This is a genomic window from Paenibacillus contaminans (genome assembly GCF_003285015.1).
GTDB lineage: Bacteria > Bacillota > Bacilli > Paenibacillales > NBRC-103111 > Paenibacillus_V > Paenibacillus_V contaminans.
Map to the genome: position 1 here is coordinate 146263 of NZ_QMFB01000003.1, position 20847 is coordinate 167109.

General features: G+C 51.1%; 15 protein-coding genes and 1 riboswitch. Of the genes, 1 reads left to right on the forward strand and 14 read right to left on the reverse strand.

The annotated features are described in order from the left end of the window. Positions 1-8 precede the first annotated feature (8 nt). The 10 genes from rpmG to DQG23_RS07290 all read right to left on the reverse strand — a co-directional run bounded on the left by rpmG (position 9) and on the right by DQG23_RS07290 (position 11952). Positions 9-158, reverse strand: coding sequence for a 50S ribosomal protein L33 (gene rpmG / locus DQG23_RS07240; protein WP_113030156.1), 150 nt, complete (start codon positions 156-158; stop codon positions 9-11). A gap of 26 nt (positions 159-184) precedes the next feature. Continuing rightward, positions 185-1399 carry a GTP-binding protein gene (locus DQG23_RS07245; protein ID WP_113030157.1) on the reverse strand — a complete coding sequence of 405 codons (1215 nt, stop codon included), beginning with the start codon at positions 1397-1399 and terminating at the stop codon, positions 185-187. Between the two features lie 270 nt (positions 1400-1669). Next, a complete protein-coding gene (locus tag DQG23_RS43395; RefSeq protein ID WP_272949033.1) occupies positions 1670-2497 on the reverse strand; it encodes a 3D domain-containing protein in 828 nt (275 codons plus the stop codon). Positions 2498-2504: 7 nt separating this feature from the next. After that, positions 2505-2697: riboswitch (cyclic di-AMP (ydaO/yuaA leader) on the reverse strand. Positions 2698-3127: 430 nt separating this feature from the next. Further along, positions 3128-3598 (reverse strand): GyrI-like domain-containing protein, encoded by a 471-nt coding sequence (locus DQG23_RS07255; RefSeq protein WP_113030158.1) that lies wholly within the window; start codon positions 3596-3598, stop codon positions 3128-3130. A 139-nt stretch (positions 3599-3737) separates the two neighbouring features. Beyond that, the gene (gene rlmN / locus DQG23_RS07260) at positions 3738-4826 is read right to left on the reverse strand and encodes a dual-specificity RNA methyltransferase RlmN (RefSeq protein WP_113030159.1); all 1089 of its coding nucleotides are present in this window, start codon (positions 4824-4826) and stop codon (positions 3738-3740) included. 328 nt (positions 4827-5154) lie between these two features. Then, positions 5155-7392: an LTA synthase family protein gene (locus DQG23_RS07265; protein WP_113030160.1), complete on the reverse strand. Its 2238-nt coding sequence runs from the start codon at positions 7390-7392 to the stop codon at positions 5155-5157. A gap of 323 nt (positions 7393-7715) precedes the next feature. Beyond that, a complete protein-coding gene (locus DQG23_RS07270) occupies positions 7716-8006 on the reverse strand; it encodes a DUF3817 domain-containing protein (RefSeq protein WP_113030161.1) in 291 nt (96 codons plus the stop codon). Positions 8007-8214: 208 nt separating this feature from the next. Next, positions 8215-9258 carry a copper amine oxidase N-terminal domain-containing protein gene (locus tag DQG23_RS07275; protein ID WP_113030162.1) on the reverse strand — a complete coding sequence of 348 codons (1044 nt, stop codon included), beginning with the start codon at positions 9256-9258 and terminating at the stop codon, positions 8215-8217. Between the two features lie 330 nt (positions 9259-9588). Then, positions 9589-10701 carry a hypothetical protein gene (locus DQG23_RS07285; RefSeq protein WP_113030164.1) on the reverse strand — a complete coding sequence of 371 codons (1113 nt, stop codon included), beginning with the start codon at positions 10699-10701 and terminating at the stop codon, positions 9589-9591. Positions 10702-10836: 135 nt separating this feature from the next. Continuing rightward, positions 10837-11952, reverse strand: coding sequence for an aminotransferase class V-fold PLP-dependent enzyme (locus tag DQG23_RS07290; RefSeq protein WP_113030165.1), 1116 nt, complete (start codon positions 11950-11952; stop codon positions 10837-10839). 286 nt (positions 11953-12238) lie between these two features. Here DQG23_RS07290 and DQG23_RS07295 point away from each other — a divergent pair, with 286 nt between their 5' ends. Beyond that, positions 12239-13123: an AraC family transcriptional regulator gene (locus DQG23_RS07295; RefSeq protein ID WP_113030166.1), complete on the forward strand. Its 885-nt coding sequence runs from the start codon at positions 12239-12241 to the stop codon at positions 13121-13123. A 98-nt stretch (positions 13124-13221) separates the two neighbouring features. On the opposite strand, the gene DQG23_RS07300 is transcribed toward DQG23_RS07295, so the two are convergent. The 4 genes from DQG23_RS07300 to DQG23_RS07315 all read right to left on the reverse strand — a co-directional run bounded on the left by DQG23_RS07300 (position 13222) and on the right by DQG23_RS07315 (position 20729). Next, positions 13222-16944, reverse strand: a complete 3723-nt coding sequence (locus DQG23_RS07300) for a carbohydrate binding domain-containing protein (protein WP_158560340.1) — start codon at positions 16942-16944, stop codon at positions 13222-13224. A 128-nt stretch (positions 16945-17072) separates the two neighbouring features. Further along, on the reverse strand, positions 17073-17954 hold the full coding sequence (locus tag DQG23_RS07305) for a carbohydrate ABC transporter permease (protein ID WP_113030168.1): 882 nt from the start codon (positions 17952-17954) through the stop codon (positions 17073-17075). Between the two features lie 18 nt (positions 17955-17972). Then, on the reverse strand, positions 17973-18917 hold the full coding sequence (locus DQG23_RS07310; protein ID WP_113030169.1) for an ABC transporter permease: 945 nt from the start codon (positions 18915-18917) through the stop codon (positions 17973-17975). 18 nt (positions 18918-18935) lie between these two features. Beyond that, positions 18936-20729 carry a hypothetical protein gene (locus DQG23_RS07315; protein ID WP_113030170.1) on the reverse strand — a complete coding sequence of 598 codons (1794 nt, stop codon included), beginning with the start codon at positions 20727-20729 and terminating at the stop codon, positions 18936-18938. Positions 20730-20847 lie beyond the last annotated feature (118 nt).

Here is a 20847-nt window from a genome sequence, read left to right on the forward strand (position 1 = left end):
ATATGCCTTTATCTAGTTTCACGATGCAGCGTATACCGTTTTAACCGCGGACAATATTTGCGAAGTTCCATACGTCCCGGCTGCGTTTTTTTGTTCTTCGTCGTCGTGTAATTGCGGTCGCCCGTTTCCGTACAAGCAAGCGTAACGGTCACTCTCATGTTCGATCACCTCCCTGTTCGACTATCTAATGCTTCGCCGTCTCCCACTGCTCTTTGGGCAGGTTCGGAAACGAATCGGGAAACGAGTTCCAATCCTGCTTCATCTCCTCTTCCGTCAACAAACAGCTATCCAGCTCCGATATCATATGCTCGCGATCCATTCCGATCCCGATGAAAACGACCTTGTTCACGCGATCCCCGTATAACGGATCCCATTTCTTGGCAAGCTCGGGCTCTTCCCCAAGTATCGGCAACCGTTCTTGCTCGGGCAGCGCCGCTACCCAATAGCCGGCAGGACCGAACTGGATCGAAGGACCTGCCTGACTTATGTTTTGTGCGAGACGGTTGCGCGTCGAAAGCCATACAATCCCTTTGGCGCGTACGATTTCAGGCGGCCATTTCTCCATCCAGCTCATCAGCCTGCCGGGATGGAAGGGCTTTACCCGCTCGTACACGAAAGAGGAAATCCCGTATTCCTCCGTTTCGGGCACATGCACCGGCTTCTCCATTTCTTTTATCCATCCCGCCGACACGCTTGCTTCCTCGAAGCTAAACAGCCCCGTATTCAAAATGGCCTCCGGATCCACGATTCCGTTGCCCGCCCGGATGCGTTTCGCCCTAGGCTGAAGTTTGCCGAGTACCCCCTCCAGCTCCGTTAGCTGTTCTTCGTCAACCATATCGCATTTATTGATGACCAGCACATCGCAAAACTCGATTTGATCGATGAGAAGATCGACAACCTCGCGCGTATCGCCTTCGCCCACCGCTTGGCTTCGCTCCAGCAGCGTATCGCCGGATGAAAAGTCATGCCAAAACCGGTACGCGTCTACTACGGTTACCATGCAATCCAGTCTGCAGTACTTCGATAAATCGATGCCATGCTCTTGGTCGATATAAGTAAACGTTTGTGCTACGGGAACCGGCTCCCCTACGCCGGTAGATTCGATCAGGATGTAATCGAAACGGTTTTCGAGCGCCAGCCTCTCGACTTCCTTCAATAAATCGTCGCGCAATGTGCAGCAGATGCAGCCGTTCGACATTTCCACAAGCTTTTCGTTCGTACGCGAGAGTCCGCCGCCGTCCTTAATCAGCTCCGCATCGATATTGATCTCGCTAAGATCGTTGACGATTACGGCAACCCGTAATCCGTTCCTATTGTTAAGCACATGATTGAGGATCGTCGTCTTTCCGGCACCCAAATAGCCGCTTAGGACCGTTACGGGTATTCTTGCTGCTTGCATGTCCATCTCTCCTTTTATGTAATTATTACGATTAAAACCCAAAAACAAATCATCGTTCACTTAAGCATCGCATCGTTCCCAAAATCGGCCGCAGCTTGCTTTCATGATTAACGCTAAATAATAACAAAGTGTTTAAACGTAATTTTTACTATTTAATCATAACGCCAATCGCTCTTTGATGTCAACCTTCCTTTGTGTAAAAAGAAAGCAAGCCGGCACCGTCATATGAACGGTGCCGGCTTGTCTCAGGGAGAATCCATAACGATACGATTATTTCAAGACGTATACTTTAACATTTTGCATGCCGAATTTTGAAACATCGCCCATCGATCTCGGAATAAAGATGTCGATACGGCTGCCTTTAATGGCGCCGCCTTGATCGGTCGCCGTTGCAATCATACCGGAAGGCAAGCCGTTATACGAAATACCGGTAACATAAACCTTCGATCCCATTGGAATTACTTTAGGATCGACGGCGATCGTTCCGACCTTCAGCGGATTGCCGAAATAATCGACGGCGCCCCAGCCGCCGTTCTCTTCCGGCGCATCCGAATATGCCGTAGCGACGACGGGAATCATTTTACTGTAGGCTGTCTCGCTGCCGTTTGCGGTTTGAATCGTACCCGCTGCAGCTGCAGCTGCAACTGCAGCAACCGGCTTCGTTGTTGCCTGGGCAGGCTTGGCGGTCGCCTTCGGCGTCGCTTTCGCCTTCACGGGTGTTGCTGCAGGCGTCGCTTCCACAGGCGCTGCTGCCGGCGCTGCCGCTGCAGGTGCCGGAGTTGCAGCAAGTGTCGGCGCCGCTTCCATTGCGATCTCTTTATCGGATTCCGCCTTATAAGCAAAAACCGTTTTTTCCAGCATTGGCGGAAGCTTGAATACCAATCCTTTATACACATTCATCGGATCGATGGATTCATTGGCTGCCAAAAGATCTTGCAGCGGGATGTGGAGCTTTTGTGAAACGCTCCAGAATGTGTCGTTTTCCTCTACGTTATACGTCTCATCTACTTCCATAGCATGAGCAGGTATGGCAAACGCGGCGATGGACAGGCTGATTGCAAGCCCAACCAGCGTCTTCTTTACAGGATTAAACGTCATGAGAGTCTCCTTTGGTGTCTATTGCCTACGAGGTTAGTTGTCGGGTTCGGACCAAAGGTTAGTCCCTACTCGCGGCTGCGAGATTCACCCCAAACGAACGATAGACGGCCGGCTTGAAAAAAAAGATTGACCTCCGGACATTTTGCGTTCATAATATATCGTCCCCCGCACTTCCTAGGAAGTTTCGGCTCCTGTAAGACTATCATAAGTTTACCCGATACGAAAACCCTCATTTTCTTACAGTTTTGCAAGATTCACTGGAAAAGCGGTGCGAAACACGAACGCATAACCTGCATAAAATCCCGCAATTTTACATATTTTTTATACTTTTCTGGAAAATAAATTGGTATAGGCAGGAAGACTATTTCCAATAATTAAGTATCATCCCTAAGTCGATATGCACCCGCCGTTGTCAAAATCGCAGCATAAATCTCACGCCGGATGCGGTCTTTCATTGCTTATCCATCGAACATAAAGCGTTCCGTCAGCCTAAAGCACAGCATGAAACACCTTTGCAGGAGCTAAGCCCGATAGCTGTTTTCCAGCCGCTGCCGATTGAAACCCGGTTTTTATAAAAATTTTATGCACGATTTTGCCGTCGACGATTATTGCCAAAGGCAAAATTCGGTGTCAGACAGATTTCCGATCCTCCCGCCGCGGAATATACCATTCCACTACACCTTCGGCTTCGAGCTCGGAAGTAAACATTTCAAATCTCGGCTTAGCCAGATCGATACCGTAATACGCTTGATTTTCCTCGCTGCAAATACGTTCCCAGAAGCTTCCGATATGCTTCGTTTCGAACCTGAAAACCATATATTCGTCTGCCGGAATGGTGCAGCTGGTCATCCCTTCGGGAACATCATCGTTCTCCGTAACCTCAACTCCTACGAATGGGGCCAAACCGGCAGGAAGTATCGTTAAGCAAGGCTTATCGCTAAGTTTTTCGGGAATCTCGTGCATTCTGGACTTCAGCATAGGAAATAATTCGTTCTGATCTTCCAATCTCTTCCCCAGAAAACCGATGAGACGGATAGTTTCGATATATGTACTCCGAACCTGCAAGACTTCCCGAATATTCACGTTATCACGATCATTCATGAAATCACCTCCCAATATTTTACATCGACAACCCCATTATAGAAAGTACATTCCCTTCTGTAAACAGATAATATTGGCCGGTGAGAACCAAAGAAAAAACGCACCCCCTGTAAAGGGATGCGCTTCTTCTTCCATTTTTTTATCCGAGTGCGAGACTGCTGCGGCCGGCGTCATCTTTTTTGATTTGCTTGCTTCTTAACTGACCGCAGGCGGCATCGATATCGGTTCCATGCTCGAGGCGAACGCTGCAGTTGAAGCCATGCTTTTTGAGGGTATCGTAAAAGGCCAGAACGGACTCCTTCTCGCTTCTCTGATATTGGCTGTGTTCATCCACCGGATTGTACGGGATCAAATTGACGGTTGCGAGCTGCCGCCGTTCGCCGAGCAGTTCGATAAGCTCCAGCGCATGTTCCCTGCGGTCGTTTACATCCTTCAGCAAAATATATTCGATCGTAATTCTCCGGTTCGTCCGTTCCAGATAATAATCGATGGCCTGCATCAGTTTGGCGATCGGAATCGCCTTGTTTATTTTCATGATGCGCGTCCTCAGCTCGTCGTTCGGCGCATGCAAGGAAATCGCCAGATTTACCTGGAGATCCGAATCGGCGAAATCGACGATTTTGCTGGCGAGACCGCTTGTCGATACGGTAATATGCCTGGCGCCGATGGCAAGCCCTTTATGATCCTTTACAACCCGTATAAAGTTCGCCATATTCGCATAATTATCGAAAGGCTCGCCGATCCCCATCACCACAATGTGACTGACGCGTTCCTCTTTCCCCGCCCCGTCCAAATGAAACTGGACCTTCATGATCTGTTCCACGATCTCGCTTGCGGACAAATCGCGGCTCTTGGCCAAGAGACCGCTCGCGCAGAAGCTGCACCCGATGTTGCAGCCTACTTGCGTCGTGACGCAAACCGATAAACCGTATTTATGTCTCATCAGAACGGTTTCAATCAGATTGCCGTCATGCAGCCTGAACAAAAACTTGATCGTCCCGTCCGCGGATTCCTGCTTCAAATGCTCGTTTAACGTCTCCATATCAAAATGATCCGTCAATACTTGCACGCACTCCGGATTAACGTCGATCATCTCCGAGAATGCCGTTACCCGTTTTCGATAAAGCCAATCCCACACTTGGGAGGCGCGAAATTTTTTATGGCCGCGTTCCATTAGCCAATCCGTCAGTTGTTCAAAAGTCAATCCGTAGATGGATTCCTTATTCATGCTTTATCCTCATTTCGATACTGTCCTGTTCTGTTTAACGCTTGTTCCGACTGCTTCCTATTGTTGCAAAAATTTATTATGAATACAAGTGGAGAAGCCAGCCACATTCCGATGTCGGCCATGAACGAGACTCGGTTACGAGAAATCGATCAAGATGCTGCGAATATGCATGCTGCCGGGATTCAAGGTTAACCGGCTTCGCCGTTCTAAACGCTTATGAAGAAAACGACTTCGTAATCATACGCAAAAGGACCGGCGCGTTTACCGGGAAATCGAACAATTTGAAAAAGCCTCGCGGTCATTACCGAACCCGAGGCTTCGTAATCATCTAATATCGTTCCTCCGAAGACGGTCCCGTCAACTCGTCAAGCGGAATTTCGAGCACGTTGGACTCCGAAAGCGGTATATTTTTCGTATTGATTTGACGAACCTGGAAGGTCAAGCTGGACTTCTTGTTCGTCAACTCCAAGGGCACTTGAATTTCCAAAGTGTCAGAGCTTATGTTCGACGGCGCAAGCTGTACTCCGTTTACGATCGCGTAAACGCCGTCGAAAAAGTTTTTGCCTTTGATTTTCAGCACAAGCTGTTCGGAATCGGCTTCGTACATTTCCACAGTCTCGATCCGAACGTCCGTGAACTCGCTGTTGAAGTCCGAGAGCGGGTACGCCGCGATCAAATCGAGCCCCGTAAGCTGCTGGACATATTGCTTGCCGAACAGCGTATCGTACTGCAGCTCCTGATAATGCTGCAGATCCTGCAGCAAGGAATCCGGCGGGGAAGCGGACAGCTGCTGATCGGCATCCACGACCAAACCTTTGAGCAGCCCGGGCAATTTCCCGTACAGCTGATAATCGAATGCGAAAATAGGCGGCATCTCCATCTTCAGCTCGTTTAGAACGTAAGAGCCGAGGAACGAGCTGCTTATAAGAGGAACGTTTTTCTTTTCCTGCCCGAAGTTTGACCAGACGACCAGCGGCGTGCTGTGCATCTTTTTGGTTTCTTCAAGCGACCACTCCGCGGAATTCCCTGAGCTGACGAAGCCCGCTTGCCGGTATACGTCATAATCATAGCCAAGCATCGGCAGATGATCCCCGTAAAAGACGATCATCGTCGGCTCCTCCGAAGCCGAATAGTGATCGATCAGCATCTTCAGACTCGCATCCGCGTCGCGGGCGCCTTGGACATACGTCTCCAATTCATCGCGGGCCGCATCCGTCAAGTTACCCTCTACTTTAATCGGCTTTCCGCTATAGCGCCACGTCTCGTAAGGACCGTGGTTTTGCATCGTTACGGCATAAATGAACATCGGCTGCTCCGATTGCTGCACCTGACTGATGATCGCGCGAGAAACCTCGTCATCCGCAATAAAACCGCCTTTGTATTCCGGACTCGTGAAAAACTCTTTGCTCATAAAGCTTTGGAACCCGAGCTGTTTGTACACGGTATTCCGGTTCCAGAACCATCCTTCATAGGAATGGATCGCCATGCTCTTATAGCCTTGCGTACCGAAAAAACCCGCGAGGCTCGGCGTCGGCCGGCTTATATATTGCTGGTACGGCATCGAGCCGGAAGGCAGATTGCTCATGGAGTTTCCCGTCAGCACCTCGAATTCCACATTGCTGGTGCCTCCTCCGAACTGTGGCGACAACATGTAACCTGCCGTGGCGGTTTTCTGAAGCGCGTGTACGGTCGGCAATGGATCTTCGCTGAACGTGACTCCGGGCAATAAAGTAGGATCCCAGAACGACTCGTTCATGACGAAAATGACGTTCGGCTTCTCTCCGCTCGGATAAGAAGTCACTGCCGCCAAAGCTTCGACTTCCGGCTTGGCGATCAAATCGGCCGCGATTTCTTCCATGCGGGTTTGGCTATAGCCTTCCGGCTTCGGCACGATCGCATTTTTGACGTTCATGGCGAATGCAAGCGTAACCCCGTTCAGCTCGTAATTTTGCGATTGGTTCCAGTTGATATCCTGAATACCCATACGCGCTTGCAGGTTCCCGGTCAACGCCGGCTTATAGGAAAGCGAGAACAGCATAAAACAAGCGAATAATCCAATCAGCGCCCTATGCGAAAGCGGCAGCGAAAGCTTCGGTAAAATGAGCCGTGCGGCAAGACAAGCTAACGAGACCAGAACGACTGCGCCAAGCCGCATGTAAGCCGACGTTTGCGCGACGAGCGGTATGATGTTCATCCCCTCTTTTTTGAGGAGGATGTCCCACGGCATAAACGGTTCGCCGATCAGCTTGATCTTATAATAACTGACCAGCGATGCGACAAGCAGCAGCAAGGAGGCCACGGAAACGCTGATCATCAGGGAACCCAGCAGACAATAGATCAGGAGCAGAATAAAGAAATCCAAGATGACATTCAAATAAAAAGACGACGGGTTTGCCGAAGCCCAGTTGAACACATTCGTGAACGAGCCTCTTTGTATGAACTCTACGCCGACTGCAAGAGCGAACGCTGCTGCGCTCAAAATCCCGAATGCTGCCAAATACGTTCTGGGCCGGCTATTCGAGAGCAAAGCGGACAACCGGCCTTGTATCGCTTTTCTACTCAGCATATTTGTTTTTCATCCTCCAATCCAACCAATTTACAAATATTTAATAAAATTATAAAAAGCAAAGCTTAATTTCAGCTTAGAAAACGGCATTTTTACACATATATTTACATTTTTTCTAGTAAAACTCACATTCTTTATTCCAAAGCTAGAGCAATTGTCTGACGGCTTCTTTTAAAGCGGTGATGCCTCATGCCTGAAGCGGCTTCCAAACTGAGGGTTCGGTATGCAAAAAGAAAAGCCGAACGAGGTAATTGCCCTCATTCGGCTGGTGACCTGAAAACTCCGCGCGTTAGTTAGTGGCCATGCGGCTTAGCAGAGAAGCTCTACTGCTCTCTGCGCAATCTTACTTCCAGGACGAAAGATGCAAACGGGATAAATGCCGCTACGAACGCAACCAGCACTTTCAGTAAAGACCAGCGCCGCGTTATCCACACGACAAGGAGCGCCGCGATATACAGCGTGAACAAAACGCCGTGCGCCATGCCGACTAATTGGACATAAACAGGCATATCGGCCCAATATTTAAGAGGCATTGCGATAAACAGAAGCACCAAAAAAGATATACCTTCAATAAATGCAATACCGCGAAACCAACCTACGCTCGATTTCAACATGCCTGCTGTCTCCTCGCTATATAGTCATACGTAACTATTTCTATTATAACGAGATTCGCTGCGAATCATAGAGAGACGGCCACTGTTCACCAATTTGTAATTTCTCTTGTTGTGCGGCCCCCTTCCCCGTTTGTCTGAAAACACAACAAACGGACGAAGCCCCCGCTCTGCGTTTAGGCATAGCGGGGGCTTGCGGCTTCATTCCACTTTATTCGGCAGGTACGTCTTCGAGGACGATCTTCCATGCCGTTCCGATCGGAGGCAGGCTCTTCGTCAGCATAGTATTATAAAAGCCGATCACTTTCGCGCCTTTAACGAGCTTGCTTTTATCTGCCGGCTCGCCGTTCTCATGCGTGATCAGAGTGGTGTCTGCAAGGCGCAGCACAACTTCGTCCGGCGACGTCTCGGTTAAACCTTCGCCTTTAATGACAAGGCTGATTTCTCCGTTCGTTCCGGTGCGAACGTCTTCGATTGCTCCGGCTGTGCCGATCAGCTCTTTCTGATCCGTGCCGTCCAATACCGTAATTTTATAGGTCGGCGTTTGCGGCGGCAGGCTCATCGTCATGGCCAGCGAATGCTCGGCTTGGACAGCCATCCCCGGCTTCAAATCCGACAACTTCAGCTTCTTGCCGTCGGCCGTCTCGATGACGGTATCCTTGCCTACATTAAGAACAAGACCGTCCGTATTGATGCCGTTAATATGTACGGAGCTAAATTTGTCCGAGCTGTAAACCGAAGTAACGACACCTTTGGTCGTCATCGTTTTTACCTGCTCCGACATTGTGATCGATACCGAATTGCCTGCGGTCAAAATCGTACCGTGCAGCACTTCTCCGATGAAGGAAACGGGCACATACATTTTATTGTCCAGCAAAACCGGGGCGATGCCGAGCGATTTCTCCATTTTATTGACAGCATACCGGTCTACGCCGGTTTTGACCGTTGTAAACAAATTGCCTTTGTTCAGCTCGACGGACAAATCCTCTTGCTTCCAAGTAAGCGTAAAGCCGAGCGCTTCCGTAACGGCGCGGAGCGGAAGCATCATTTCCTTCTCGTCCCCGTTCTGATAGCCGCTCTCCGCAATCGGAACGCCGTTTACCTTAATCTCCATCTTCTGTTTGACGGATGCGGCCGTCGTTTGCACGTACCCATCCTTAGCCGGCGGACTGTCCGTCGAAGCGTAAGCCGCTCCGCTCGTCATCGTCATCGTCGCTACCAATACCGCCAAGCTTTTTTTCATTCCGCTGTTCATTGCAATCCTTCCTTTCATGTCTTGTCGTGATGTATTGTTTATTGCCGCTTACAAATAGTTAGACGAGGCTTGTTCCTTTTTTGTTGCAAAAATCTTTCCTCGCCGGTTAGCGTTCAGCAAAGATAATAGGTTTCGCCGTCTACGCTTTCGAAGAAATCGACTTCGTAAGCATGTGTTAAAGGACCGCCGCGTTTACCGGGAAATCGAACAAACAGCGGAGAGATACGTAAAAAAAGAGCCTGCCCGCGAGCAAACAGCTCGACGAATAGGCTCTCCTTCTTGCCAGTAAAATATTCCAATCCTAATGACTATGGATATCGCCGCTCCCGCTTAATACCGCACGTGCAAATGCGGCGTTTCAATCGTCTCGCCGCTGTGGTAGGCACGCATGAACGCATCGAGTCCTCCGGTTGTTAGCAGCGAGCGCTCGACAGGAAACGGCGGACGGCCGGTGTGAATGAATTTTTCGATCTCGAGATTAAGCCTGCCGAAATGGCTGTACGGCTTTCCGCCTTGCAGGAAAAACTCCACGCAGATCGGTTCCTCATTCTCCAGTACCTGGTAGCAAGAAGCGAACGTTTGCATTTCTTTGTTATTGGCCCAATCGCAGTAAAGAATGCCGGATTGCAAGCCGTCGACATACTCGAGCTCGATAAACACCGGTTCCTTCAGCTCGTACGGGAACGTTTCTACATTGCAAAGATTAACGAAGAGGCCGCATGCGCGGTACATGTATCCCCAGTCTTCAGAGAACAGGCGCGTAATCGCTTCCTCGTTCTTGTAGACGCGGACCGAGCGAATGCCGCTTTCTCCGCAAGCGCGCTGTTCGGCTACCGATTGGAGCATTTCCAGCGTATGGTACACATAGCGTTCCAGCGAGCCGTACGAAAAACCGAACATTTTGTGCAGCGGCGCCCCATTCGGGAACGGCCGCTCGACCGGCTGCTTCCGGCCAAAAGGCACGACCGAGCTGGACATGAACGGGATATTATGCTTTTTGATTTGCTCGTACATCCATTCGATGTCCTCTTGCACGACGGCAAACCCTTTATCCGTATATACGGGAACGATCCGGTCGAATTCGAGCATCACATTCAGGCATTCCTCGAAAAAGATGCGGCGCGGATAAAGCTCCTGTCCGATTTCGTTGAACGGGTAAACGCCGTGTTCGCCGATCAGAATGATTCCGTCCAGCGCAAAAGTATCTCCGCCTTCCAGCAGCGCTTCGCGAATCGAACCGTATATCGGGAATCCGTGCTTGGCAGACAAGTCGCGGCTCATGTCGGTTTCAGGGAAATGATCGAGATACATCGAAACGATATCGAGCGTCGAGCTGTACTGGCGGCCGTCCAGCCCGAATCCTTCCAGCATTTTCGTAATAATAACGTCTGCGTGCGAAATGTCCCAATACTCCGAAATAATGGCAGCTACTCTTTTTTTCATAGGATAAATGCTCCCTTCCGATTATCGTTCAGCAGGATCTGATCAGGTCAAACAGATGAACATGCAGCGGTCGAACACAAGCTTTCGATGTCGTTCACGAATCGACTGATGCAGCTGCATTTTTCGCTTTCGCCACTACGCTTCGCTTGCGAGTATTTCCTGCATTCGGCTAACCACTATCGCCGCCTCGTCTTCGCGCAAATGCAACGGATTGATCACGACATATCGCTTATCCCACGGCAGCGCAACGAGGATGCTCGGATCCCCCGAACGCAAAATAGTCGCAAGCTTCTCGGGACTGAACCGCGTGCGGCTCAAATCGACCTTGACGAGCGGATAGTCTTGCCCGGTCGGCCCCGGGTAGGCCCGTTCCGCGTCGTAGCCCGCCGACTGCAAGCCGCTGCAGATCGAGCTTACAAGCGCCTCATGGCGGTTCTTCACCGCAGCATGATCAAGGCCGACATATCGCTCGACGGCAGCCAGCAGTCCGGTCATTTCCTCCTTGCCGACCTTCATCGGCCGCCCGATCGAGATTCGGGCGCCGACATGAAGCCGGCACGCCGCAATAAGCGCCTCCCGGCCGACGATGAAACCGGAGCTTTGCGGACCGCAAAGCGTTTTGCCGCCGGAGAAAATGACGAGGCTTGCGCCTGCCTGCGTGAGGCGCCACAGATTGTCAACAGGCGGGAGCTGTGCAGCCGCATCGACGACGACCGGGACGCCGCGCGCATCCGCGATGCGGATGACTTCCTCCAGCGGCAAAGCGCCGCGGCTGTATTGCGTCGACGTGAAATACATCACGCATGCCGTCCGCTCGCCGATCGCCGATTCCAGCTGCCAGGCGAACGTCGATTCGACGTCGCCGATTTCGACAAGCTTGGCGCCTGTTTGCGTAATCGCCATATCGAAGCCGTTTCGCTGACATCGGTGAATGACGACCTCGTTCTTCAGGCAGCCCGGGAACGGCAAGCTTCGTACAAGCGACTCGTCCGTTCCGGTCATGCACGCCGCGGTCGCTACCGCCAAACCTGCCGCCGCTCCGTTCGTCACGACAGCGGCTTCATTTCGTGTCAGCTCGGCAATGCGAGCGCTTACGCGAAGCTGAAGCTCGTCTAGCGGCACGAAATGCCGGCTCGCTTGAGCCATCGCCTCTACGACCTCGGCCGGCATACGCGAGCCGCCGATCATCGTATACGAATCGGCCGCGTTAATGACCGTCTTCACGCCAAGCTTCGCATAAAAATCCGTCATGGCAGCACCTCGCCCAGCCAATATTTTGCAGGAACCCCCTGCTTCGTTTTCACTTCTTCGTATTCACCTCGATTATATACTATATAGAATATTTGTCACACTAAAAATATTGAAAAAACGAATATTTTTTCACGTATATGAATCCTCTTATTTATGAGACATCATTTAGCCCGCTCGATTCGCGATTATTTCCTCCATCATGCATGTCCGATATGATAAACTGAAGTTGTAAAATGACATATTTAATGGGATTCTTACAGCCACTACTTGATTGGAGGCTTATTCCATGACTCTCATCCCCGAGCATATGGATTTATCCATGGAAAACCCGAAGCAGGGCCCGCTTCCCTTGTATGTCGGGATGTATGAGCTCGATTCGACCCCTCTGCATTTTCATGATCACGTGGAGTTTTCGCTGGTTATCGAAGGAAGCGGGACAGAGACCGTAAACGGCAAAACGCATCGGCTCCGGCCGGGTGTCGCCTCCTTCATGCTGCCTAATCAAATGCATTGCATTCGCAGCGATAGCGGCCGACGCATTTTAAAATATTGCTGCACCTTCGATATCAACATTTTGTTGAACACGGCCTACGCTTCCGACTGGTGCGAGCCGCTTTATCAAATAGGGTCCCGGCTTCCTTCTTCTGTCGAGCTCTCGCCGGATGAGGCCAAATGGCTTTACGACATCTTCCAGAAGCTGATGTTGGAAAGCAGCCCGTCTCTCAGCCCCGGCCGTGACAGCATCATCTGCGCGATGTTATTGGAAGGGATGCTGCGGTTCATCCGCGCTGCCAGCAATTTGCAGACTTCCGAGGCACATCCTGCAACGATTGCCTCGAAGCAGCCGATCTGGCGGGTCCTGCAATATTTGCACGCCCATTACAGGGATAGCGTTTCGCTTGAAGAGTTGTCTCGCCATTTCAATGTAAGCGTTTCATATATTAGCCGTTTATTCAAACAGCACATGGGCATCACCTTTCTCGATTATTTGCATCAGCTGCGTATTGAATCTGCGGCCAATCTGCTGACCTCGACCCAAATGTCGATCATCGACATTGCCGCCCAGTCCGGCTTCGAATCGGTTCGTACGTTTACCCGCGTTTTTCAAAGCGTAAAGGGAGCTACACCGAGCGATTTCCGCAGTACGATGCTTAGAAATCGGGATAAATAAGGAAGGCGAAGCAGCAAAAAGTGACGGCGCAGGTTAGCCGTCACTTTTTCATTTTGCCCGGAAAGAACTATCGAGCCGGCTCCTGTCTCGTTTAGCGCTTACTCGGATACGATAATTTCATGAACGCCGGCTGTAAGACTCAACGTTAAAATATGATTAACCGCATCGTAGCTAAATTCGCTTCCGCCAAGCGCATTCCCGTCCAGTCTGACTTGACCGGCGAAAGGAACGTACAGTTGAACGGATTGCGCTTGTTTAAGCTCTACCGTACCTTTCCAATCCTCCGTATCCGTCATGAAATCGAAAGCGGCATGAAACGTCTCAGCACCTTGCAGCAGCACATCGCCGCCGTTTTGAAGGCTCTTGCCGCCGCTCATTTTATACCCGGTAACATGACCGCTTCCATTGCGGCTAACGACAGACTGCTCGGCATCGCTTTGAATATCCTCGACTAAATAAGCGGAGTTTCCTGTCTTGAACAACACGTAATCTATCGTGGAATCGTCATCTTCCCGTTCTACTTTCGCCCCGACAACGCCTGAAGCCTGCACCCGCTCGGCGCTTATTTCTTTAGCGATTTGCGGCTCGGGAGCGCCGCCGGAACCGGCAGGCGTCAGCTTGACAGCGTCGATGCCCATAAAATAATTGCCGGAAGCGGCATTTTTGCCGGCGATTTCATAACGGATCGTATGCGTTCCCGCCTGGAGCGTTACATCGCCATGATGGAAGGCTTCCGCCGCCTTCACGTCTTCGTCGTAGCCGTCGTACACGCCGCCAATCGATTGTCCGTCCAAATAGGCCTGCACTTTGCCGTACAACGGCGATTGAATGAACAACGTATCAAGCGAATACGTTCCCGCCTGCTCGACATCAAAGGCTAACGTCATGTAATCGCCGACTGCTTCCGCACGGTAAAACACAAGCTCCGTGTTCGCAGCATTCACGAGTTTAACGAGCTTGCCGGATGTATCGGCCGGCGGCAGCAGGTCCGCTGCGCGGTACTGCCCTTGCAAGTTAATAGGCGCGGTCTTCAGTACGGTCAAGTATCGGTAATCCGCCGCCGCCGTTCCGCTCGAAACTTTCGTGTGATAGCCGTAGCTTTCCGCGCCGGCATAAAGCTGAGTCGTAATCGGAAGTGTACCGGAGCTCAGGAATTTTGCCGTTAAAGCCGCTCGGCCGTTGCTCAAAAACAGATTGTTCCCTTGCGCGGTTTGGCCAAAAGGCACGCTCTGGCCGTCCACGGCTATTTCGGACAAATCGCCGCTGTACAACACCCAATCGAATGTTCGCGGCATATCCGCTTTCAAATCGTCGAACATGACGAAATAACCGGGCTTCATATAAACGACATGTCGGTCGAATTTGTCCAGCTTGGGACTTCCATAAGCGCCCGCCGCCGAACCTTTAATATAATCGTAGGTCGGTGACAGCATTCCCTTCGTCAGGCTGCCTCCGCCTAATTCCGATTGCCCTTGGCCGTCGACAAGAATCGTGCTATGTCCCATTCTTACGGTAAATGCATTCACAGGTCCAGGCGTGTAATCCTGATAACCTGGGTCTGTCGCAATCCACGAACGGTTTAGTCCGATCTGGAAGCTGTTCTGATCGTAGTGATTGTGACCGAGCCGCGAATTGTTGCTGACGAATGCGAACAGCGTATCGTCCTTATCCCAGCCTGAACGAAGCGCCGCCCACCCGATTTCATCGAGCACTGCGGAAGCGGGCATATCTTCGGGCTCCGTGATGGCCGGCTCCGAATTGAAATACAGGAAGCGCTGAAACATATCGGTTTCCAGCCTCGTCTTATCCAAATACCAGCCGGCGTGGCCATCCTGCAGCCTATTGTTGATAACGCTCAGCGCCGGAACGGAATTGTAGCCGTATTCGGAATCGGAAAATTTCGCCCAGTCGTTGCCTCCCGGCGCCAGAAAATAAGTCAGCCAACGGACGATAAAATCGTTCAAATACGGATGATTGATGAATTCCGAAAGTCCTGTCGCCCGTGAAATGCTGTCGATCGCTTTCATCATATTATCGATGGTATAAGCCGAATACATTAATCCTTCCTGATTGCCGGAAGTCATGCGAGAATCCATATACCACGTGTAATAGTTCGTCGCTCTGGTCAAAAATTTGTTGGCATTCAGCAGCTTGCCGAGAACGGCCGTCGCCCCCACACCGAGCGCTATAGCGCGCAAAGCTTCAATATTGTTGTCCGCCCTGCTGGTCGAATCGGTATAAAGCGGAATTAACCCCTTATTTTCAAGCGCGGTTTCCACTTGGGTACGCTCGGCCGCAGTTAACGAATCGTACAAAATATCATAAGCCGTACTGACGCCCAGCGTGATATGCGCCGTATCGAGACAAGTTATGCCGTCGCACTGGGAGCCGACGTCCGTCCAGGAATTCCAAGCAGTCATGGCGAGCAGGTACTCCTTGGCCAGATCGGCAAAATCCTGCTCCTGCGTAATCACATAAGCCAAACTAAGCGTTTCCAGCCGCTCCTCGATCGCTTTGCTCATCGCCGTCCAATACGGGTAACCGATCGTTTCGAAACCCGGGGGATTCTGAATCGGACCGGGCTGCTCCGGCGGCAGCGGGAAGGTTACGCTAAAATCGTCGTAATACAAGATCGTAAAGTCCGTTTCCTCCAAAAAAGTCCGCGCTTTGCTTTCGAGCGACGACCATATTTGTTTGCCCGTCAGACCGAAAGCCTTATTGACGTCATCGTTCGCTTTTGCACGTAGGGCCGGAATATCGCTGCCCGTGAAAAATAACCGCGGATGGCTGTTCACGACCAGCGGAAACTCGCGAATCGTCTCGTTCAAAGCCGGCTCAAACGCGACTTCGTCAAAATAAGCGCTTCCGATATTAGGGCCGTTCAAATACACCAGAACCGTCGCATACGCCGCATCGAGAGGCGCCGCCCGGTTCAGGACAAGCTTCTCCCAACCGCCCGATGCCGAATTCGTGCCGACAACCACGTCAATGCGCACATCGGAGCTGTTCCAATATTCGAGGTAAAGCTGCGAAACCCCGGACACATTATAGTTCATGACAGTGGCGCGATACGTTTCCCCGGGCGTGACCGGCAAAGGAACGCTGCGAAGACCGGTAGCATGAATATTGGAGGGATCATTCAGCTTAACGCTGTACGTACCGGAATAAACGATGTCCGTGACGGATTCATGAAGCGCATTCCCTTCAAAATCGCTCCAATGAACCGGTTTTCCGCCGGATATTATCTCAAAGCCGAAATTGGCGGCCTCCTCCAACGGAACAGCCTGCAATGAAGCGCTGTCAAAATAAGAAGTCCCGATATTCGCCATATGCAAGTATAGCAAAACGGTCGCATACTCGGTGCCGGCCGGCGCCTCCAGAACGACTTCGAGCTTATTCCACTGGTTTTGCGACGGATTGCTTGCATATTGTACGCCTATGCGTTCACCCGAACCGTTAAAGAACTGCAAATAAAATTGCGACGTCCCCGCCGTATCGTAGGCATAAGCGCTCGCCCGATACGTCATGCCCGGCGTAACCGGAATATGGACGCTCTCCAGATCCGTCGAGGTGATACCGCTTTGATCCTCCAGCTTGACGCTGTACGCGCCGTTATGCACATAGGCGCTATTGGAATTGGACGTAACGGTACCTGATGCTCCCTGCACCCATTGTGCAGGCTTGCCGCTCGCAATCTCCTCGAAATCTCCGTTTGGCAGAAGCTCGGCAGCCGCCTGCACTTTGGCGGACCCGGCCGGGAAAACGAGCGAATAGCAGATTAGCACGACTATCAAAAGTTGGCTGATCAGCTTCTTTTTCATCGATGCCTCTTCTCCTTTCATGTTACGCACCAGGAACTAACTGAGCGTTTTCCATGCTTTGACGGCAATCATCCGATCTGAATGCTGCAGTTTGCGAATCGCCTCCTTTCCGCACGTATCCGCCGCTTCTATCCCTTCACTGCGCCGACCAGCTGACCGTGAATGAAATATTTTTGGACGAACGGGTAAACGGCAATAATCGGCAAAATCGTCAGTAAAAGCGCAGCCATTTTCAAATTTTCCGGGTGCACTTTCGGCTCCTGGCCGGCTAGCGCCTTCTGCGTGGTGGAATCGACAAGCGCCGAGTTAATTAAAATGTCCCGCACTTGGAACTGAAGCGTCCACATCGAACGATCGCGAATGTAGATCAGCACCCCGAACCATTCGTTCCAATAAGAAACCGCGCTGAATACAACGAATGCCATAGCCATAGGCAGCACAAGCGGGACGATAATATGGAATAAAATACGCGCTTCGCCGGCGCCGTCGATCTCGGCCGATTCCATAAGCTCCCGGGGCAGCTGGTTGATCTGGTTGCGGAACACGATAATGTAAAAAATGTTGACGACCGCAGGCAAAATAAGCGCCCAATAGGTGTTGTTCATGCCCAGCCCATTGATCAGTAAATAAGTCGGAATCAAACCGCCGCTAAAATACATCGGAATGATCAAATAGATGAACAGGTATCCGCGTCCGAGCAAATGTTTATGAGACATGGCGTAGCCTGCCGCCAGCGATAGAACGATAACGAGCGCCGTGTTGACGACAGTCAAAAAAACGGTGTTCAGTAACGTGCGCAAAAATTGCTTGCTCAGAGCCAGGTTTTTATAAGATTCCAGCGTAAATTGTTTGGGCCACAAACCTACTTTCCCCTGTTCGAGTGCGTCATAGCTGCTGAGCGATATGGCGATCGCATTAATAAAAGGAAAAATAATCGAAATGCAGAAAAGTATAAAAAGCAAGTAGTTTACAATTTCGAATATTTTTCTCGACGTTGACCTGTGTATCATCGCCGTTCCTCCCGCTTCCTAGTAAAGTCCCATCCCCGTCGTTTTCTTCGACAGCCAGTTAGCCGTAACCAGCATCAAAAAACCTAACATGCTTTGCACGAAGCCGATGGCCGTCGTCAAGCTGTACTGGGCTCTTTCGAGACCTAACCGATAGATGTACGTGCTAATAACATCCGATTCGTCAAGCACGAGCGAGTTTTGCATCGTAAATACCCGTTCGAAGCCGACGTCAAACATACTTCCCAAACGAAGAAGCAGCAGCAGTACGATCATCGGCACCATACCCGGCAGCGTAATATGCCAAATTTGGCGCAAACGGCTCGCGCCGTCGATACTCGCAGCTTCATATAAGCTGGAGTCGATGCCGGCGATAACGGCAAAATACAGAATCGCCGACCAGCCGATTTCCTTCCATATCCCTGCAGAAACGAGAATGCCCCGAAAATATTCCTTTTCCGTCATAAAAAAAATTTCCGTGCCCCCGAACCACCCGATCATTTCATTTACTAATCCGGTTGTCGGAGAAAGCATCTGATAGAAAATTCCGGATACGACAACCCATGACAGAAAATGCGGCAAATAGGAAATCGTCTGTGCAACCCGTTTGAACGATTTGTTCATGATTTCGTTTGCCAGAATGGCGAAAAGAATCGGGGCCGAAAAGCCGAATATCATATCGTAGAAGTTCAAGATCAGCGTGTTATTCATAACGGTCCAAAAAGACTCGTCGCTCAAAAAGTATTTCACATGCTTCAAACCGACCCAGGGACTGTTGAAAAATCCTTTAAAGGGCGAGTAATCTTCAAAGGCGATAATGATGCCGTAAATGGGAATATATTTAAAAATAAAGGTCAGCACGAATACAGGTGCCAGCAGCAAATATAGGGAGAACAATGTCTTCCTGTAAACCCTCTTGCTCTTCTTCTTCGTCGGTTTGACAGAAGGTTCGAGCGCGACTTTCATACCATACAGCCTCCCAAGTTACCGATAATCGACAATACGCCGGTTTTGGTTAATTTTATAGAGTACGGTTTTATGGGCAAAGATCAGATCGCCGCTCTTCGTTAATACCGCCGTATGGACAGGTCCGGGCAGCGCACCGCATTGCTCAAGCTGACCGGTTCGGACATTCAGCACAAGCAGCTCTTTTCCGAAAACGGCCGCGCGTTCGACGTCCAAGGCGACGAGCGCGCCGCTCGATTGCGACACATCGATGCTGCCGCCAAAAGCCATCGACAACGTGTCGAACACATGGATGCTGCTTCCAACCGGTACAAGCACTTTGCCGCCTACCGCCAATACGGAACCAAGCTTCACACCTCGCGGGAAAGCATGCTTGAAGACGATTTCGCCAGCCGGCGACCAGACGGCAAAATGGCAGTTCACCTCGTCGTTATACGGCAGCCCGCTTGCATAGCCGTTCGTCGCAAAGTAGATATGCCGATTATCCGCTGCAAGACCGCACACCTGCTGGCCGGGGATCGGATCGTACCACGATTGCACCTCAAACGTTTTAGGATCGATGCGCGATAAACCGCCTCCATACGTGCCGTATTTTGCCGACCATCCCGTCCATATTCCGCTATCCGGCCCAAGAACCGTTCGTCCGGTAGGTCTGATCAGGTCCGGAGCGACGGAGCGGAGCGTCTTCGGATTGATGTTATTCAGCTGATCCCAAGGCTGCCGAGGATCGTAAACGATATGATCGCCTCCGGCATAAGCGGTCAAAAACAGCTTGCCTTGCGCAAACTGCATGCCGTATACTTCGCCGCCGCTGCTGCAAACGTTTGATGAATTCCAGTAGGTGCCGTTTTGCGGATTGCAGCTGAATATCGTCTGACCGAACTCCGTCGCCCCCCAGATCGTTCCGTTATCGTCCGCGACGATCGTGTGAATGGCTGTCGGAGGCGCAGGGACGGGTATGCTGCGCAGCTCCGGAGCTCCTCCATCCGCCTCGGCAAGAAAGTAGCTTTGCCCGCAGATGCCTGCCCATTTTCCATTGGCGAGCCTGATCACATGCCGATCGCTGCCGTCCGGAAGAGTCAGCTTACGAATCTCCAATTCTTCGTTCAACCCTTCGCTTGATATCGGAGCAAACGTAACCGGATCGAAAAACTCGAAGCTGCCGTTATATTCCGTACATATAAATCGGTCCTTGATTTCTCTCACTTCCGCCCCGGGCGTGCCGAAATCAAAAAACGTTTGCTTTTCGATATCGTAAGCGCGAAGAAAGGAAGTGTCGTACCCTCCCGCTATGATGATGTGTCCCGGAACCCCGCCATAAACGGTTCTGCTATATAAATCACGCGGATTGTCCGAGACGCGCCCAATAGATTCAAGCACATGCCTCCCGGGATCGTAACGCAGCAGCAAACATCCCGGATAAGTGCCCCCGTACACCATTCCGTCCGAGCCGAGCTCCAAATTCCATATGTAAAGCTCGTTTTCATGCCGAAGCGGCTTTGCCCACGTTCGCGTCTTCAGATCGAGGCTGTGCAGATAACCGAAGCTCTCGCAAGTGCCGACGAGCAGCCGCCCGTACTCGGGCATAAATAATAATGCCCATGCCCCGGTATCTCCCGGGAACTGGAGAGCCTCTCCCTTCCCGGTTTCCGTATCGATGAATATAAGACTCCCGGTCGAGCCTTCGACGTAATTGGATAATACGAGCTTTTCACGCCCGTCTTTCGGATCGAAAAATGCGGTCATCCCCAAAATATTGAAATTGCGGCATGGCTCCGCTATGGCTGTATAAGGCTCAACATAAGAACCCATTCTTAATCCGCTCCCTTTCTTGGCACAAAAATGTTTCGGTTCAAACAAACGGCCCGCTTACAGCGGCATCGGAGCCTTACCGGCTGTCTTCAAATCAACACAGCCGGTAATCGGTTCC

What these genes read in the sequence shown, in the direction of transcription:
- rpmG (WP_113030156.1), bottom strand. Translation starts at nt 158, where the DNA reads ATGAGAGTGACCGTTACGCTTGCTTGTACGGAAACGGGCGACCGCAAT.
- DQG23_RS07245 (WP_113030157.1), bottom strand. Translation starts at nt 1,399, where the DNA reads ATGCAAGCAGCAAGAATACCCGTAACGGTCCTAAGCGGCTATTTGGGT.
- DQG23_RS43395 (WP_272949033.1), bottom strand. Translation starts at nt 2,497, where the DNA reads ATGACGTTTAATCCTGTAAAGAAGACGCTGGTTGGGCTTGCAATCAGC.
- DQG23_RS07255 (WP_113030158.1), bottom strand. Translation starts at nt 3,598, where the DNA reads ATGAATGATCGTGATAACGTGAATATTCGGGAAGTCTTGCAGGTTCGG.
- rlmN (WP_113030159.1), bottom strand. Translation starts at nt 4,826, where the DNA reads ATGAATAAGGAATCCATCTACGGATTGACTTTTGAACAACTGACGGAT.
- DQG23_RS07265 (WP_113030160.1), bottom strand. Translation starts at nt 7,392, where the DNA reads ATGCTGAGTAGAAAAGCGATACAAGGCCGGTTGTCCGCTTTGCTCTCG.
- DQG23_RS07270 (WP_113030161.1), bottom strand. Translation starts at nt 8,006, where the DNA reads ATGTTGAAATCGAGCGTAGGTTGGTTTCGCGGTATTGCATTTATTGAA.
- DQG23_RS07275 (WP_113030162.1), bottom strand. Translation starts at nt 9,258, where the DNA reads ATGAACAGCGGAATGAAAAAAAGCTTGGCGGTATTGGTAGCGACGATG.
- DQG23_RS07285 (WP_113030164.1), bottom strand. Translation starts at nt 10,701, where the DNA reads ATGAAAAAAAGAGTAGCTGCCATTATTTCGGAGTATTGGGACATTTCG.
- DQG23_RS07290 (WP_113030165.1), bottom strand. Translation starts at nt 11,952, where the DNA reads ATGACGGATTTTTATGCGAAGCTTGGCGTGAAGACGGTCATTAACGCG.
- DQG23_RS07295 (WP_113030166.1), top strand. Translation starts at nt 12,239, where the DNA reads ATGACTCTCATCCCCGAGCATATGGATTTATCCATGGAAAACCCGAAG.
- DQG23_RS07300 (WP_158560340.1), bottom strand. Translation starts at nt 16,944, where the DNA reads ATGAAAAAGAAGCTGATCAGCCAACTTTTGATAGTCGTGCTAATCTGC.
- DQG23_RS07305 (WP_113030168.1), bottom strand. Translation starts at nt 17,954, where the DNA reads ATGATACACAGGTCAACGTCGAGAAAAATATTCGAAATTGTAAACTAC.
- DQG23_RS07310 (WP_113030169.1), bottom strand. Translation starts at nt 18,917, where the DNA reads ATGAAAGTCGCGCTCGAACCTTCTGTCAAACCGACGAAGAAGAAGAGC.
- DQG23_RS07315 (WP_113030170.1), bottom strand. Translation starts at nt 20,729, where the DNA reads ATGGGTTCTTATGTTGAGCCTTATACAGCCATAGCGGAGCCATGCCGC.